The sequence below is a fragment of the Streptomyces coacervatus genome, assembly GCF_029223485.1.
In the GTDB taxonomy this organism is placed as follows: domain Bacteria; phylum Actinomycetota; class Actinomycetes; order Streptomycetales; family Streptomycetaceae; genus Streptomyces; species Streptomyces coacervatus.
Genome location: NZ_JARHTP010000012.1, coordinates 48,938 through 64,526 on the forward strand (window position 1 = coordinate 48,938; position 15,589 = coordinate 64,526).

At 65.5% G+C, this 15,589-nt stretch carries 16 protein-coding genes and 1 pseudogene; 8 read left to right on the forward strand and 9 right to left on the reverse strand.

Annotated elements, in window-relative coordinates:
- Positions 1-213: 213 nt before the first annotated feature.
- Together P2Q00_RS28190 and P2Q00_RS28195 are read right to left on the reverse strand one after the other, a co-directional pair.
- Positions 214-768, reverse strand: coding sequence for a flavoprotein (locus P2Q00_RS28190; protein ID WP_275776019.1), 555 nt, complete (start codon positions 766-768; stop codon positions 214-216).
- Between the two features lie 5 nt (positions 769-773).
- Positions 774-2,096, reverse strand: coding sequence for a helix-turn-helix domain-containing protein (locus P2Q00_RS28195; RefSeq protein WP_275775731.1), 1,323 nt, complete (start codon positions 2,094-2,096; stop codon positions 774-776).
- On the opposite strand from P2Q00_RS28195, the gene P2Q00_RS28200 reads away from it, so the two are divergent.
- The 3 genes from P2Q00_RS28200 to aspS all read left to right on the forward strand — a co-directional run bounded on the left by P2Q00_RS28200 (position 1,986) and on the right by aspS (position 5,268).
- Positions 1,986-2,570, forward strand: coding sequence for a creatininase family protein (locus P2Q00_RS28200; protein ID WP_275775733.1), 585 nt, complete (start codon positions 1,986-1,988; stop codon positions 2,568-2,570). The genes P2Q00_RS28195 and P2Q00_RS28200 overlap by 111 nt on opposite strands.
- Positions 2,525-3,592 carry a DNA polymerase III subunit beta family protein gene (locus P2Q00_RS28205; protein WP_275775734.1) on the forward strand — a complete coding sequence of 356 codons (1,068 nt, stop codon included), beginning with the start codon at positions 2,525-2,527 and terminating at the stop codon, positions 3,590-3,592. The genes P2Q00_RS28200 and P2Q00_RS28205 overlap by 46 nt, the downstream gene beginning before the upstream one ends.
- A gap of 353 nt (positions 3,593-3,945) precedes the next feature.
- Positions 3,946-5,268 (forward strand): aspartate--tRNA(Asn) ligase, encoded by a 1,323-nt coding sequence (gene aspS, locus P2Q00_RS28210; protein ID WP_275775736.1) that lies wholly within the window; start codon positions 3,946-3,948, stop codon positions 5,266-5,268.
- 61 nt (positions 5,269-5,329) lie between these two features.
- On the opposite strand, the gene P2Q00_RS28215 is transcribed toward aspS, so the two are convergent.
- The 4 genes from P2Q00_RS28215 to P2Q00_RS28230 are packed head-to-tail and all read right to left on the reverse strand — an operon-like array spanning position 5,330 to position 8,686.
- Positions 5,330-6,115 (reverse strand): cupin domain-containing protein, encoded by a 786-nt coding sequence (locus P2Q00_RS28215; protein WP_275775737.1) that lies wholly within the window; start codon positions 6,113-6,115, stop codon positions 5,330-5,332.
- Between the two features lie 7 nt (positions 6,116-6,122).
- The gene (locus P2Q00_RS28220; RefSeq protein WP_275775739.1) at positions 6,123-7,028 is read right to left on the reverse strand and encodes a radical SAM protein; all 906 of its coding nucleotides are present in this window, start codon (positions 7,026-7,028) and stop codon (positions 6,123-6,125) included.
- A complete protein-coding gene (locus P2Q00_RS28225) occupies positions 7,025-8,326 on the reverse strand; it encodes a radical SAM protein (protein WP_275775741.1) in 1,302 nt (433 codons plus the stop codon). Before P2Q00_RS28225 ends, P2Q00_RS28220 begins: the two co-directional genes overlap by 4 nt.
- Before the next feature lie 3 nt (positions 8,327-8,329).
- On the reverse strand, positions 8,330-8,686 hold the full coding sequence (locus P2Q00_RS28230; RefSeq protein WP_275775743.1) for a hypothetical protein: 357 nt from the start codon (positions 8,684-8,686) through the stop codon (positions 8,330-8,332).
- Between the two features lie 548 nt (positions 8,687-9,234).
- On the opposite strand from P2Q00_RS28230, the pseudogene P2Q00_RS28235 reads away from it, so the two are divergent.
- Positions 9,235-10,016, forward strand: a pseudogene (locus tag P2Q00_RS28235) (IS5 family transposase).
- Between the two features lie 63 nt (positions 10,017-10,079).
- Here P2Q00_RS28235 and P2Q00_RS28240 read toward each other — a convergent pair.
- Positions 10,080-10,397, reverse strand: a complete 318-nt coding sequence (locus tag P2Q00_RS28240) for a hypothetical protein (protein WP_275775745.1) — start codon at positions 10,395-10,397, stop codon at positions 10,080-10,082.
- Between the two features lie 637 nt (positions 10,398-11,034).
- Between P2Q00_RS28240 and P2Q00_RS28245 the strand changes: the two genes are divergently transcribed.
- From P2Q00_RS28245 to P2Q00_RS28260, 4 genes are all read left to right on the forward strand, one after another.
- A complete protein-coding gene (locus P2Q00_RS28245) occupies positions 11,035-11,505 on the forward strand; it encodes a hypothetical protein (RefSeq protein WP_275775746.1) in 471 nt (156 codons plus the stop codon).
- A gap of 203 nt (positions 11,506-11,708) precedes the next feature.
- Positions 11,709-12,470, forward strand: a complete 762-nt coding sequence (locus P2Q00_RS28250; RefSeq protein ID WP_275775748.1) for a transposase family protein — start codon at positions 11,709-11,711, stop codon at positions 12,468-12,470.
- 491 nt (positions 12,471-12,961) lie between these two features.
- A complete protein-coding gene (locus tag P2Q00_RS28255) occupies positions 12,962-13,363 on the forward strand; it encodes a hypothetical protein (RefSeq protein ID WP_275775749.1) in 402 nt (133 codons plus the stop codon).
- A gap of 116 nt (positions 13,364-13,479) precedes the next feature.
- Entirely contained in the window at positions 13,480-13,803 is a 324-nt protein-coding gene (locus P2Q00_RS28260) for a hypothetical protein (protein WP_275775751.1), read from the forward strand.
- A gap of 150 nt (positions 13,804-13,953) precedes the next feature.
- On the opposite strand, the gene P2Q00_RS28265 is transcribed toward P2Q00_RS28260, so the two are convergent.
- On the reverse strand, positions 13,954-14,457 hold the full coding sequence (locus tag P2Q00_RS28265) for a hypothetical protein (RefSeq protein WP_275775752.1): 504 nt from the start codon (positions 14,455-14,457) through the stop codon (positions 13,954-13,956).
- A 54-nt stretch (positions 14,458-14,511) separates the two neighbouring features.
- A complete protein-coding gene (locus tag P2Q00_RS28270; protein WP_275775754.1) occupies positions 14,512-15,021 on the reverse strand; it encodes a hypothetical protein in 510 nt (169 codons plus the stop codon).
- Positions 15,022-15,589 lie beyond the last annotated feature (568 nt).

Below are 15,589 nucleotides of genomic sequence, written 5' to 3' on the forward strand. Positions count from 1 at the left end.
GCTGCCACCTATCGCGTCCGTGCGCGCGTCCGGGCAGCTCTTGGATGTGCCACCCCTGGGCTTCAGGCCGGGGAGCGTTGCGCTCAACCTCTGATCGGGCATCCGTACCCTCCGTTAGGCGTCGATGCCTCAGAGTGGCGTCAGTTAAAGCGAAGGACCCGGACAGACTGTCTGGGTCCTATTCCTTGAGCTATAAGCGTTATTGATGGACAGTCAGGACAGTGCCCTGCCTGCCTCATCGAGTACGGCTTCCCAGGGGTACTGGCGTCCCGGCATCCCTGCCCGCGGCTCGGCGAGTGGCCATACCTCGGTCCCATAGATCAAGCGCACCCCTGAATCATGAAGGGCTTTGATGTGTCGCTCCCAGGCGGGGTGTCGGGCGTGCGCGGCGTTCACCCGGGGCCAGACGACCACCGGGAGGTTCAGTGTCCCGATGGCTTCGTTGACCTGTGTCAACGCCTGGTTGTCGGAGATCCCTAGGGCGAGCTTGGCGACGGTGTTGGCGCTCGCCGGGGCGACGACGTAGCAGTCCACTGGCGGATGGGGCCGGGAGTCGTTCGGCAGGCGTGGTTCGGACCGTATGGGAAGGCCGGTCAGCCTTTCGAGCTGTGTGGTCTCCCCGCTCGTGCGGAGCCACTGCCCTGCGGTTGGCGTGAGCGTGACCGCGACCGTCCAGCCCCGTTCGAGCGCCGGGGCCACGAGCCCTGTACGCAGTTCCTCGATCCCGCCGGCGCTCGATCCGACGACGCCCAGCACCTTGCCCTGCATCGAACTCACTGCACCGCCCTGCATCGTTGGGCCATGGCCAGCAGCTCGGACGAGTGGCTGCCGCCCGTGACCGGGGACTGCTTCCTCAAGTCGCGAAGGGTCTCGCGTACGCGTGGATTGTTCCGCACGAGCTGCGGCGAAGTGCGTTCGGCCTCCCGCAGCTCGCTGAAGGACTCGTCGACGCGGCCCCTGAAGCAGAGGGCGCGAGCGTAGTCGATGCGATGGGACACGGCGCGTTCCGCCGGCATGTGGGAAACGTCGATGCCGCCATGCTCGACGACGTACGGGATGTTCTCCAGGTCAAGCTCGATCGACAGACGGTGCAGCACGACGTTCGTCGGGCCGAAGCACGTCTGCCAGTGGTTCTCGTCGGACCCGAGCCGTTCGGCAAGCCGATTTGCTTTCTCCAGCAGGGAGTTGGCAGTTGGGCGATCCTGGTGACGTGCGGCGGCCACAGCGGCTCGCAGATGAATCATTCCCAACAGGCTCAGGGCGGCTGGATCGTCGTCGTGGACCTGACTGGCGAGCCAAGCCGCTGCGGTATCTCCGAGTTCGAGGGCGTCCGCGTAGCGTCCGTTAGCCAGCAGTGCGTGCGTACCGGAGCGCGCGGCGGAGACAAGCGACAGCGGGTCCTCGGATTCGTCGGCGGCGCGCATAGCGCGCTCTGCCGCGAGCCACGACAGGTCGGACTCGCCGATCTTGGCGAGGGTGGTTGCCGCCAGGTGATGCGTACGAGCCGAGACGGCGAGGCCGCGTCTCCGCTGATCGCCAGGTGGAAGGTCTTCCAGCTCCTGGGCAGTTCTCAGCAGGCCGGGCAGGGCGGCGATGACGTTGCCAAGGACTCCAGCCTGGTAGTCGCCCCAACTGCGCTCGACGAAGACCTGCGCCTGCTCTGGCCGCGGCAACTGCCGCTCCGCCGTGGGACCGAACAGCGGCTTGGAGAGCCGCCGAGGGCTCATCAGCGCATCGCGGACGGCCGGCACGTCCTCCATGTGCCTCTCCCCGTCCTCCAGAAGGACTGCCTGTCCCATCAAGTCGCCGAGTGGGACCCGCAGCACATGAGCAAGCTCAGCGAGCTTGTCGATCCTGGGCGGCTTCCGTACGCCTCGCTCGATCTTCGACAGCCAGTCGGTGCTGTGCCCGACGAGACCGGCGAGCACGGGCTGCGTGTAGCCCCGGCGCTCGCGGTAGAACGCGATCCGCTCTCCGATGGTCAGGTGATCACCAAGACCACGCATGCGCGCTGCCTCCCCCACTTCGAGTCCGTCATTCACGGTAGCGGCCAAGCAAGCCGCGAGATCGGGAAGCGATTCGGGCTGCGATGCCATGGTCAACATCCGCCCTCGGGCCTAGAACAGGCCAGACACTTTGTCCGGCTACATCCACGAGCGAGGCAGCACGTCGAGCTGGTCTCCGACCGGCACGGCGACATGCACGCCGGGGAGATCGAGACTTCCCTTCTCCTGGATGTCGCCCCGGAGCTGGTACGGCCCGGCTACGAGAGCACCGATCACAATGGCGGCTCTCGATGCTTGCTTCTGACTCTTGGGACAGGCTTCTACACGGGATCTAGCGTGATCGGTCACCCCTCCTGTGCCACTGCGGGCAAGGGCAAGGCGATCTCGAGCGGCCTCGAGGAAGGCTTCGCTGATCATCTACCAGCATTGGGCGAGAACAGCTACCGCCAGATCCGCTCCGGAGTCGGGTTGACCCTCGACTTTGTACAGGGCCCAGAGTGCTGGGTGTGGAGAACGACATGCGCAGCATTGGTGAGATGGCCCGCGACAGCGGTCTGGGCGTGAGCGCCCTGCGGTTCTACGACCGTGCCGGTGTGCTGGCCCCGGCCTGGGTGGATCCAGTGAGCGGTTACCGCTGGTACGAACCCGAGCAGCTCGAAGAGGCCCAGCTGCTGGCCCACTTGCGCCGGGCCGGAATGCCATTGGCGGACATCCGGCTCGTGCTGGCCAGCTGGTCCGGCGCGGACACCGATCTGGTCCGGAAACTACTCAAGGCGCACCTGCGCCGCCTCGAGCAGGGACTGTCCGATGCCCGCAGCGAGTTCTCCGCGCTCCGAGCACTACTCGATCACAGGGAGAACGTCATGACTTCGCTCCGCATCGCCGCCGTCCGGCTCTCCATCGCCGCGCCAGAGCTGGCAGCCGCGCTGGACACGGTCCGTTTCGCGGCGAGCACCGACCCGGAACTGCCGATGCTCGGCGGGGTCCTGTTCGACATCGAGGGCGAGAACCTCCACGTCGTGGCCACCGACCGGTACCGAATGGCTGTCGCACAGGCCGCTGTCGCCGGGCACGACGGGAGCCGAGTGCAGGTCATCGTGCCCACCCCGCTCACCGACGCGATGCGGGTGCTACTGAACAGCGCGGGACCCGTACGGCTCTCTGTCGACGGTGACCGCGTGACACTGGAGGCCGGGGACAGGCAGGCAGCCGGTCAGTGCCTCGACCACGACTTCCCCGACTACCGTCGCCTCCTCCCCCAAGCCGCAGGGCGCCGCACCGTCGTCGAGGTGGCGGCCTTCCGGAAGGCCCTGGAGACCGGTCCTGTCCGTTCCGGAGAGGCCGGAGCGCACAACCTCAGCGTGCTCAGGATGGAGGACGGCGGCACGGTGACCCTCTGCACCGACGGTGACGAAGACTCGAACCGCATCGCAGTCAACCGTGAGTTCCTGCTGGACGCACTGGCTGCCGGGGCCCGGGACCGACTGATTCTGGAGCTCGGCGCCCCCACAGCGCCGATCGCGATCCGCCGGCCCGACGACGAGGACACCTTCTCGCTCCTGATGCCGGTCCGCCTGGAGGACTGACGGTACGTTCACCCGACAGGCCGACCTGTTGGCGTGATCTTGCTGTCGTATCCCTGCCTGCCCCGCTATGCTCAACGGCAACGCATTGACGGAGACGAGTAGCCACGGGATCACGTGAGCAGAGAGAGCCGCCGGTAGCTGGGAAGGCGGCCTTACGCCCCGAGGTGAAGACCCTCCTGAGCGCGGGGAGGAACGGCCTCTTGGAAGGCCCAATGCCCCGCCGGCTGGCCCCCGTCATCGGGCACGAATGAGGCCGCCGCTCTCCGAGCAGCGGTAAAGGCGTGGTGGCACCGCGAGTACCCTTCTCGTCCGCGCCCCCAAGGGATCATGACGACGCCCCTGGGAGGGCTGCGATGATCCACACGACTAGCCGTGTACTGGTGTCTGGCCTGCGAGAACATGTCGGGCAGACCGTTTCTGTGTCGGGCTGGGTGAACACGCTCCGCCTGCAGAGCAAGATGCAATTCACCGTCGTGCGCGACCACACTGGAATGGTGCAGGTCACCCACAAGCGCGGCGGTGAAGGCGACGAGGTCGAAGCTGCGCTGGAAGAGCTCACACCGGAGTCCGCGGTCCGGATCACCGGTCGCGTGGTCGACAACCCGATCGTGAAGCTCGGCGGCCTGGAGATCGTCCCGGAATCAGTCGAGGTTCTGAACCGGGCTGAGACGCCGTTGCCCATCGATGAGCAGACTGGACTCGAACACCGCCTGGACTGGCGGTTCCTCGACGTGCGGCGTCGGCCGCAGGCGCAGCTGCTGTTCGCTGTGCAGACCACGTTCGAGCAAGGGATGCGGGAGTACGCCTATCGGCAGGGCTGCACTGAGATGCACACCCCGAAGCTGATGGGTACCGCATCCGAGTCCGGTGCCGAGGTGTTCAAGCTCGGTTACTTCGACCGCTCCGCCTACCTGGCGCAGTCGCCTCAGTTCTTCAAGCAGATGGCGATCTCGGCCGGGGTTGACAAGGTCTTCGAGATCGGGCCTGTCTTCCGCGCTGAGCCATCGTTCACGTCGCGGCACGCCACTGAATTCACTGGTGTGGACGTGGAGTTGGCGTGGATCGACGGGGTTGAGGACGTGATGGCGTTCGAGGAGCAGATGCTCGCGCATGCCATCGCCAAGGTCGCCGACGCACACGGCGAGGCGATCCGGGAGACGTTCGGTGTCGAGGTCACGGTGCCGGCGACGCCGTTCCCGCGGATCACGATGGCCGAGACGCAGGAGATCCTGCGGGCCAAGGGCTGGGACCCGGCGGGCGTGAAGGAGGACCTGGACCCGGAGGGCGAGCGCGGGATCGCAGCGCACATCAAAGAGCAGACCGGACACGAGTGGGTGTTCGTCACCCACTATCCGACGAGCATCCGGCCCTTCTACCACATGCGTCCGGAGGACGACCCGAGTGTGACGCTCAGCTTCGACCTGCTGTGGAAGGGGTTGGAGGTCACGACCGGTGCGCAGCGCGAGCACCGGTACGACGTGCTCTTGAAGCAGGCTGCGGAGAAGGGCATGAGCACCGAGCCGATGCAGGACTACCTGAACGCCTTCCGGTACGGTTGCCCGCCGCACGGTGGTCTGGGTATGGGGCTTGGGCGGGTCCTGATGGTGATGCTCGGCCTCGACTCGATCCGGGAGGCCACGTTCTTGTTCCGTGGTCCGAACCGGCTCACCCCGTAGTCACGGCGAAAAGGCGCCGGGGCCGCTGCTCCCCTGAAGGGTGCAGCGGCCCCGGCCTCGGTCAGTAGCGGACGTTGCGCAGATCGAGCTTCCATGCCTCGTCGGGGTGCTGGTCCCAGTAGGCGCGGAGTGCCATTTCCCGGTCTGCGAAGCGGCCCTGGTGGCACAGGCCGCCGTGAGCGAGGGTGACGCTCATTGCGAGCGGGGACTCGGTCGTCACCCAGTGCGGGGTCAGGGCATGGCTCCACAGCAGGTCGCCCGGCCCCATCCGTACCGACTGGCGGTCGGCCGGGTTGTGTTCGGGCGGTTCCTCCGCCGTGGTCTCGCCCACGACCGCGGCCTCGGCCGTGAGGTGTCGGTCGGGATCCTTATAGCTGTGGAAGGTCTTGGTCCCCTCGATCTGCCACACGAGTCCGTGTGAGTTGTCATTGTGGTACGTCGAGGAGGCGCCTCCCGTCGAAATGAACAGCAGCGGCGCGCACCGTTGCCACGTGAACCCCCAACTCGACAACTGTGTTCGCCAGGGGATCATGACCTGCTCCTGAAATCCGCTGAGGAGCCCGTCGTAGAAGCGGGTCAGGTTGAAGTGGACGAGGCGGAAGGCCCAGGTGGCCACTTCTTCGATCGGGGCTGTGCGGAAGGCCGACGTGCGGTCCATGCGCCCGGACCAGTCATCGTCTCCGAGGATGGTGAAACGCACCTCTTCGTCTTGCCGGATGGCGTCGAGGACGTCGAGGGCAGGCGGAAAGGTGAAGCCGGTGGCGGTGAGGACGTTGCTGACCCGCAGGTTGGGAGGGGTTCGCCACCGTTCGATGAACTCGTCTGGTGTGGTGACTGAGGTCGTCATCGTCCGCTCACGGGATGTCGGCGGCACGGCAGATGGCCGCGCACTCGGGTGTGGTCCGGTCGTCCGATTCAGCGTGGAGGAAGCGACTGATCTCCGCGCGAGCTGCGCGGACGCTCACCCCTGATTTGCTGTAGGGGCACCGTCGTATCTCGCCGCTTGCGGACACGTACAGGGCCGCGGATGCACAGGAGGGCCGCCCCTCGGGGTACAACTGCATGGCTCGCAGCGCGGTGAGGTACTCCTGGAACCGCTCCGAGAGCTGGAAGAAGCGACCGAGAAGATCGGCGTCCTCCCGCTGCCGGGCAAGGTAGTCGTAGAAGGTATAGCCGGCGCGCTGTCGAGCCGTGCTGTCGAGCGCCACCGGGCTGATCTGGATCTGGATTCCTGACTTGTCGATCTGCTCGTAGATGTCCTGGCACTCGCTGGCTGTGAGGTTCCAATACGTGACGTGGAGAACTCTCTCTCCCGCGGGGACCTGTTCCAGCGTCGCGATCGCCGACGCCACGGATCGGGTGGTGCGCCCGAGTTCCATGGCGCCGATTGAGTCGGCGGACACGGTGACGTTCGCCAGCAGGCGCGCAATGTCGGCCAGGCGATCGACGTCTTCGGGGGCCCGGGCCGAGGTGACCACCGACACAGGAATCCCGAACTGATGGGCAAGCCGAACGAGTTGGCGGAGTTCGGGGTGGTGCGCAGGTTCGCCGCCGGTCAGGCAGATCGCTTCGACGCCGGTCTCCTTCAGCCTGGACAGTGCCCGCGTGTAGGTGGGGATGTCGAGGAAGCCGTGGGCCCGGTCGGCTCGGAAGCAGAATCCGCAGGCGATCTTGCAGTGGCCGGCGGTACTGATGAGCGCGGAGCGGAACCGTTGCCGGGCTGACGCGGGAGGGCTCTCGGGGTGGGTGATGGTGTTCACTGCACCCCCGTGCTGTCCCACACCGCGATCTCCACGGTCCTGGTGTAGAAGTCGCACATCTGCGCATCCGGCCGGTCTCCGCCGATGAGGAGTTGTTCATTTCGGGAAGGTCCACCGCAGATCGCAAGGGCGGGGCACTGGGCGCATTCGGGGATGGGGGCGATGTTCTTGGCGATGCCGCCGAGCAGGTTCGGGTCCGCTCGCAGCTCGTCGAGGGTGTGCAGGAAGGAGGGGGCGGTGAAGTTGATGTCGCAGAGGCTGACTCGGCTGCCAGGCAGCAGGGCGACGTTCAGACTCCGGTCGCTCTGCATGTGATCCAAGAGCATGGGGCGGCGCCGGTCGAGGGCCTGGAATGCCCTGTCGAGGACCGAGAACATCATCCCGCCACGCCCGAGGGCGACAAGGCGTGCCTGATACAGCTCCTGAGCCAGTTCTCTGCCCCTGACCGTCCATCGTCCGCTGGTGGGTATCGGCGTGTTGGCGTAGATGAACTTCAGCCCGAGGTGGTCGATGATCCAAGTGACGGTCTCGGCCAGGCGGCCTATGTTCGCGGACGTGGGAGTGAGGTTGCAGCCCACATGGATGCCGCCTGCATCGAGGAGCCGACGGACGTTGCGCTGGATCCTGTTGTCGGCCGGTTGCCCGCCCAGGAGCCTGCGGTTCTCGGCGTTGATGGCGGGTGGTCCGTCGATGGAGATGCCGACGCCGTACTGGTAGCGGGCGAAGTGGTCGATCATGGCGTCGGTGATGCGGGCGCCGTTGGTGACGACTGTTCGGCGGACTCGTTTGACGTCGTACTGCTCGGCGAGGGAGTCCGCGAGGGTGTCCCCGTACTGCATCAGGTCGAACCGGGTTGTCGGTTCGCCGCCGAACCACTGGATGGCTACCTCGTCGCGGCCGGCGTTCGTCTCGAAGAGGTAGGTGAGGCCGTCGGCGATTTCCTGCTCGGTCATGTCGGGCTTGCTGGTGTTGGTCTCGACGAAGCAGTAGCTGCACTTCATGTTGCAGGCGTCGGTGAGGACGACGCGCAGGCCGCTGATCCGTACGGGAACGGGATCCAGGCCGAGTTGGTGGAGTCGGGTGCGGAGTGCTTCACGCTGGTCGACGTCGGGGCTGTCAGGCGTGAAGCCGAGCTCGGCGAGAGCTTTGTGTGTCGCGGTCGGGGGAACCGCGGAGAGGTCGGTGACCTCCCCGCGGTCGAGGTACACGCTGTCCAGCGTGACCGGGTCGAGGAGGGCGCCCTCACCGTCCCGGATGTACTGGATGTACTTCCCCCACAGGAGTTGGGAGGAGGTCACGTGTTACGCGGCTTCCTCTTCGACGATGCCGCGCTCGGCCATGACCTTGCGGACGAGCTCCTCGCCGGCGGCCTGCAGCTGTGCTGAGGCCTCCGGTGAGCCTCCGTCGGCGAGGACGATCACGCCGGGGAGGGTCGGGTTCGGCGCGATGAACGTGATGCCGGCGGGCTCCGTGCTGACCACCATGATCGCGTTCTCGACCGGGACCCAGTCCGCCTGGTCCTTCACCGCTTCCAGGATCTCGGCCTGCTTGGTCTGGAAGGCGTCACGCTCGCCCATCCAAACTCCAGCCTTCTGCTTGGAGTCCACGACGTCGGCGTAGAGCAGGTGATCGTTCTTGGCGCGACGAGGAGTCGGCATGCTCTCTCTCCCTTCGATTGCTCTGTTTCTGTCGACGAGCGATGTTGCTGAGTGCAGGGCCCTGCAAGGCTCTGCGTCGAGTAGCTTTCCGCACCATGGGGATCGAGAACATTCCGCGAGTGATATCACCACAGTGATATGGATTCAGTGGCCTGATCCGTTGGAACTCGAAATGGCATGTAAATACCGCAGCCGCGGCAGCAGAGTTCAGCAACAGCTCGCGCTGCGACTCCTTAGCGCGCTTTTTTGACTCTCGCATATCACAGCCGTGATATCCCCCTGCGTTCCAGCGTCATCCGCTGGCGGAAGCAGTGAGCGGTGGCCAGTGCGTCTGCGGTCTCCGCTGCGTGCTGACGCCCTGGCCTCGATCGCAGAAATCCGGATCCGTGTCTCACCCGTCGTCCAGTCGCCTGTCACGGGTGCACGCCGCGCCGTCTTCCAGGTTGTACTGGCTAATAGCTCGTAACACAATCTTGTGGTTTGGTGCTGGCGGGCGTGTCCGGCGTGACGATTCGGCTGTTCGTGAGGGTGTGAGCAACAAGCCGTGGATCGTGGACGATGCATTGTGGGCGGTGGTCGAGCCACTGCTTCCGAAGTGGCCGCCGCGATCGCCGGGACCGCGTCCGGTGGATGACCGTCGGTGTCTGCAGGGCATCTTGTTCGTGCTGTACACCGGGATCACCTGGCAGCAACTGCCCTTGGAGCTGGGCTTCGGCTCGGGGCAGACCTGCTGGCGGCGGCTGGGCCGGCGGCACGAGGCGGGCGTCTTCGGCAAGCTGCACCGGATACTGCTGGCCGAATTGAACGCGACTGACCGGATCGACTGGACACGCGCTTGCGTGGACGCCTCCCACGTGAAGGCGAAAAAAAGGGGGCGAAGCGACCGGCCCATCGTCCGTCGACCGGGGCAAGACCGGCAGCAAACGCCACCTGATCTGTGACGGCAATGGCACCCCGTTCACGGTCATCACCACCGCGGCCAACGTCAACGACGTCACCCAGACGCTTGCCCTGGTCGACGGCACCCACCGGTTGCCGGCCGCATAGGGCGTCCCCGCACGCGCCCCGATGCCCTGCTGGGCGACAAGGGCTACGACAGCAACCCCAACCGCCGGGAACTGCGCTCCTGCCGGTCATCTCCCGCAAGGGCAGACCGAACATCAAGGGTCTGGGCAAGCTCCGCTACGTCGTCGAGCAGACCTTCTCCCTGCTGCACCAGTTCAAGTGCCTCGCGATCCGCTGGGAACGACGCCTGGACCTGCACGACGCCTTCGTCTCGCTCGCCTGTGGACTCATCTGCTGGCGTCGACTCCATCGAAGGCCACGCTGATCACGATGTCCACACCTCGCAGGGTGCCGAGGCGCATCGACGCGCTCGCCGTGGCCGGATCTGTTACTGCTGTACCTGCCTGGAACCGGATGAGTCCGCCTCTGCCTGATAGGCGGTGAGGATGAGTCGTCCGTCGTCTGCTGCTGCGACGTTGACCAGCAGCGTGCTCTCCTCGTCGAAGCGCAGGGTGAAGAGCAGATCGAGCTTCATTAGGAAGTCAAAGCTTTCCCGGTCCTCCGCAGACAGGGGAGGTTCGACGAGCGCCTCGCACGTCCAGCCGTTGCCGGTGACCAGGACCGCAACTCGTACACCGACCCTGCTCAAGCACGTCGATCCGTTGGCCCACCACTCAAGCGTCGCGGTCCCCTCGTAGCTGTCCATCGCCCAAGTATCGCGGGCAGGTGGGGGCCACGCATCAACGGTGCAGCGTCTGAAACCACAAGATCGTGTTACGAGCTCTTGGGGGATCGAATTCGCCAGAGCGTTTCGCGAGCTGCATCCCACATCCAGCCGGACACGTCTCACGGGGAGTGTCCAAAAAGGCTCTCTATTCATTAATTGTTTTTCGAACGCGCATCGCATCGCACAACCATGTCAATAGATTCGGCATCGATGGCGGTAACTAGATAGTTACACGAGATGGGTTGACGCTCCGCGAAAACGTCGCCACGCTAATGGAGCTGACATAGTGGCAGCTTCCCTTCTCCGGGGGTACAGATCATTCCGGAGGATGGCACTTTTCGGCGAGTAAGCGTAGAAGCACTGGCCAAATTACGTAACCCGAGCGGCGGCCCTGAAGACTTCAAGGAAGATTGCCTTCGGCGTCGGTATTGAAAAAGGCTCCAGGCATGTGTCCGTGTGAGTGCACGCCATCAGCCAACGGAGTCCAAGGGCGGTAGAACGGGTTTGCGGGCTGGTTGGCGCACAAATCAGATGTGGAATGTACCAGAGGCGTTACCGCGCTGGCGGTCGTACTGTTTCGCGAAGATCAGGGCACCCCCTAGGCTCCGGAGGAATCGTGCACCGACGTATCGTCACCTTGATCGCAACACCTGCACTAGCCTTGTCAGGGATCTTGGGCCTGGCCGCGCCGGTGCACGCACAGGCGCCGGGCATCACAATCGACTTCGATTACATCGACGCCGATAGCGGCTGCACCGTGATGGGCGGGAAGGTCACCGGTAACGCATCCGACAACGGATCGATCACAACTACGAGTACCGACCTGTCCCGCGTCGACATCGGCACTGACACGATCAGCGGCCAACTGTCCACGACGCCGTCGAATTGGCTCGACGTCGACTGCGGTCAGCAAGCGTATCGGGACGGTGACCAGGTCATTCTCAGGGCGGTCAAGGCCGAGGCGACGCAAGCCGAGCGGGTTGAATATCTTGAACGCAATATCCGTCCCCAGGATCTTCGCTGCCGCAGGGGCGGATTTGTCAATCTAGACACCAGCAACTGCATGCCGCCCGGAATTCAGGGGTGAGCATACCGGGGCCGAGTCGCCTCTTAGTGCTCCAGTGGGACTTCACCATTCCCGCTGGTCAGGGGCGGTCTTTCGACCTTAGCGGGGTGACGGTGAGCCTTTTCCAACCTCCGTAGAGAGTTTGCCCGTTGCCCTGACAGGACGGCGAAGCCCCTGGTAGATGGGTTTTCTGCCAAGAGAACCGTCTCTACCGGGGGCTTCATGTGCTTGTCTACCCGTCCGGCGTCGACGTCGCCTCCTCGACGTTGCGTCTGCTGTCCGCCCAGCTGCGCACACGGCGCCACGAGCGCGGGACCCGATGGCGGCGTCTGACCCCAGGACGTCAGGCCCCGCTCGCCCTCGCTCACCTGCGGTGCGGGCACACCTACGCCCAGCTTGCAGCCGGGTTCGGCATCGGCACCGCCACCGCCTACCGGTACGTCGTCGAGGCTGTCGAGTTGCTCGCCGCCCTCGCGCCCACCCTGGCCGAGGCGGTCCGCGCCGCGACGACGAAGGCGTACGTCATCCTCGACGGCACCCTGCTGCCCATCGACCGGATCGCCGCGGACCGGCCCTTCTACAGCGGCAAGCACAAGAAGCACGGCATGAACATCCAAGTCCTCACCGATCCGTTCGGCCGCCTGCCGTGGGCCTCCGCCGCGCTGCCCGGCGCCGTGCACGACATCAAGGCCGCTCGCACCCACGGAATCATCGACGCCCTGGCAGAGGCCGACCTGCCCTGCTGGGCGGACAAGGGCTACCAAGGCGCCGGCGCCACCGTGCGGGTCCCCTTCCGCGGCAAGCACCGCAACCTGCCCTCCGGTCAACAGGCCGTGAACACCGCCCACGCCCGCATCCGGGCCGTCGGCGAGCAGGCCATGGCCACCCTCAAGAGCTGGCGCCTCCTTCGCAGACTGCGCTGCAGCACCACCCGAATCACCAGCCTCGTCCAGGCCGTACTCGCACTTCACCTCGCATCATCCTGAGGTTGAAAAGGGCGCACTGCATCGGCATGGCTGCCGACCCGTCGCGCAAGGACGAGAATCCGCTCCCCTTCCCGGCTCTTCCTGGACGCCACCCCTCCCCGCCATGCTCTTTGCAGAGGCAGTAGGGAGCGCGCATGCCAGACGGGGGAGCACCGAGGCGGACGAGATTGCGCCTGGCTCGGCACGGGCCAGGCCCAAGCCGGGTACGGGCCCGAGAGCGAGCCGACGAACCCGAGGCCAGCAGTCGGCTGGGTGGGCTGAACCTCCTCGCCCTCGGCGCGGCCGTCACCATTGTGGCGAGCCTGGGCGGGCTGGTAACCACGGGCATCGGCACGATCTGGAGTGCCCGGGTATCGGCTGACCAGTTGGCGCAATCCCGCGAGCAGGCAGAGGAGAAGCAGCGGGAACAGGCTGCGCGTGTGTCCTTATGGGAGGACGTAGGACCGAAGGGCGAGAGCCGCCTCCACGTGATGAACAGGTCTCCGGACCCCGTGTCGAACCTGCACATTGTGTTCCTGGTCTCGGAAGATCCGCCTGGCGACGTGGCGTTCCGGGTGGCCCTTCCCGCGCTGCCCCCCTGCTCGGCCTTGACCATCGAGGGCAAGACCCTGAAGTACGTGGAGGATGATCCGGAGAACCAGAACGAGTATTGGGTGCCTTGGTTGGAGGCTGAGGCCAAAGGCGTCGACCTCGGGGACTTCGAGGACAGCGTGGGTTTCCTGAAGGCAAGCGTCGGGTTCCAGGACCGCAACGGTGCGTACTGGGCTCGCGTCGACGGCGCACTGACCAGGGGTGATGTCTCCATCGATCGGACGCCAGCCCGTCACGGCCAGGTGGTCGGATGGCCGCAGGTGAAGCTCGTCGACAACTGCGGAGACGACGGGGGAAACTGACACGGCTAGCTAAGAGGGCCTACGGCCGCGAACTCGTGCCGCACGTCGTCCGAGCCATCATCACCCTCCATCTGGCCTGCACGAACTGAGGTTGGAAAAGGCTCACTGCGGCAACCATGGAGTTCACCGTCACCAAGTGCGAGGACTCGGGCGGCCTGGCAAGCGGGACGACGACCAGCCTGAACGGCACAACCACAACTGCCGGGGACTTCCTCTTCGGGGCGAGCGTGACCCCGGGGCCGTCGGTTGCCAGCACCGCCTCCCCTGGCTGGTACGAGATCCATCAGAACGCCGATCTCAAGACCTGCCTGGCGACAAAGTGGTCCCCGTTCTGCTTCCACAACAAACTCCGCTTCTCCACAGGGCTGCTGCCACACGGAGAGATCGACGCGGCCGCGTCGTCGGAGACGAGCGATTGGGAACTAGTGCGCACCCGCTGACCAACGTGCCAGCACGAGCTGGGCGCACGGATCGTGCGCCCAGCTCACGCATGCGCCGGTTCTTCAACCCGCCCGTGCGGGTACCCAGGGGCGTTGTGAGTCCCAACGGCCGTCGGGGGCACTGCGGTTACGTCCACGCCGCGGCGGCTGTCAAGACGTAGGCCAGACGAGGTCACCGAGGGTCTGCCCGGCCCCAGGGACGGCATCAGCGGCAGCACGGATCATCATGGCGGCCTCTTGCACGAGTCGCTCCAGCGACAGGGTGCTGCGAGGCGTAACGGAATAGGACATGAGGCGCAACTGCTCGATCCAGCGGGCGTCCTGGTCGGCCAGTGTGGCGGGCAAGGCGGCGAAGAGTTCGTGCCGGGGCCGCGTCCGGAGGGACTCAGCTATCGAGTGAAGACCGAGGCGCCCCAATGCCACGCGCGGCTTGTTCGCCTCGTTCCATGCGTCATCTCGGACAGCAGCGTGGACACCCAGCAGAATGAGGGTCTCCGTAAGAGCCTGGCCTGTTGAGGGATCGATCTCCCAGACTGCAAAGCGTTCTTGCTGCTCGTCTCGGAAGCCGGGCGCTTGGTCGGCCTCGGCGATGAGCCGACCGGCCGCCTCCTTCGACAGTGACCAGTGGGTCGCGTTGGCCTCAGCAGGGTTCATTCGGGCATTGTGCACGGGCGCCGGCGGACCTGCGCCCGTGCAGAAGAGCCATTCTCAGACGCACCTCAGGTACAGGACGTCGCTCTGGGTATGGCCGGAGTCGTGGCTTGAGCCGTACACGATGGTGCCGGTTGTGATGATCTTGTAGCCGTACTTGGGGTAGCTGCTGCTCTCATGGCATTTCTGACTGGAGGGAGCGGTGCGGCGGGGCGGCGGACAGGCGGTGTTCTTGCCGGGCGAACCCGCTGGGGCCCACTGCTGCTCGTAGGGCATCCATATCCACAGCTCCGCTTCGGTGGTGCAGGCATCCGGCCTATGTGGCGTGCAGTTGTCGATCCCGCCGACTCCCGTGACCACTCCACCGCTGTAGTTCGGTTTCTGTGCGATGAGGTCGCACGTGACGATGTCCTCGGTCCCGGCAGGACCGGCGGCCAGATGCGGCTTGGGCTTGGACGGCGGGCTGGGGTGGGGAGCGGCAGCAGCGAGCGACATACTCCCGGCCAGTGCCATCGCGGCAGCGCCGCTGCCCAGCAGTGTTCTTCTTCGTACGTTCACGGTTCTCACGACCTCTCTCGGGAGAGGGCATGTTCATGCCCTGAATGTGAAGAAGCGCCAGGCTAGGCACGCGAGCCACTCCCGCGACACAGGAACCACACATTCCATTGGCAATTGACCTAAACCGGTGCTCTGCCCAGCGTCGGTCACAGCCGAGTGGTGAACCGGCCATCGGGCAATTTGCACAGCAGCCACAATCGGCCAGTCTGACCAGCTTCCCGCGCAGCGGTTCCAGCTTGGCCCGCACGCTGACGTCCACTCCCAGCCTCGCCGACCTGCCGAGCCATGACCGGTCCGGCAGCCTGCCGGGCGGCGGCGAGAATGCGCTGATACTCAGGCGGGAGCGTGGCCTCCTCCATACCCGGCGTGCGGTGCGGCACCAGCGTCACCGCCGGGAGGAGCGAACAGCTCGCCGTCGAACCAACTGTTCTTCGAGTTCGTCCAATTCCGAACGCCGCGCGGTGATCCGCTCCAACAGCTCGGGATCCAGCATGTACTAGATCGCAGAAGCTGCTCGACCACAGCAGGTGGGAACCAGCGAGCCGACCGCACCGACAGACGATCTACTTCGCAGACT

Excerpts from the sequence above, each read along its gene's own strand:
- P2Q00_RS28190 (WP_275776019.1), bottom strand. The coding sequence starts at position 768 with ATGCAGGGCAAGGTGCTGGGCGTCGTCGGATCGAGCGCCGGCGGGATC.
- P2Q00_RS28230 (WP_275775743.1), bottom strand. The coding sequence starts at position 8,686 with ATGCCGACTCCTCGTCGCGCCAAGAACGATCACCTGCTCTACGCCGAC.
- aspS (WP_275775736.1), top strand. The coding sequence starts at position 3,946 with ATGATCCACACGACTAGCCGTGTACTGGTGTCTGGCCTGCGAGAACAT.
- P2Q00_RS28260 (WP_275775751.1), top strand. The coding sequence starts at position 13,480 with ATGGAGTTCACCGTCACCAAGTGCGAGGACTCGGGCGGCCTGGCAAGC.
- P2Q00_RS28205 (WP_275775734.1), top strand. The coding sequence starts at position 2,525 with ATGCGCAGCATTGGTGAGATGGCCCGCGACAGCGGTCTGGGCGTGAGC.
- P2Q00_RS28240 (WP_275775745.1), bottom strand. The coding sequence starts at position 10,397 with ATGGACAGCTACGAGGGGACCGCGACGCTTGAGTGGTGGGCCAACGGA.
- P2Q00_RS28265 (WP_275775752.1), bottom strand. The coding sequence starts at position 14,457 with ATGAACCCTGCTGAGGCCAACGCGACCCACTGGTCACTGTCGAAGGAG.
- P2Q00_RS28195 (WP_275775731.1), bottom strand. The coding sequence starts at position 2,096 with ATGGCATCGCAGCCCGAATCGCTTCCCGATCTCGCGGCTTGCTTGGCC.
- P2Q00_RS28215 (WP_275775737.1), bottom strand. The coding sequence starts at position 6,115 with ATGACGACCTCAGTCACCACACCAGACGAGTTCATCGAACGGTGGCGA.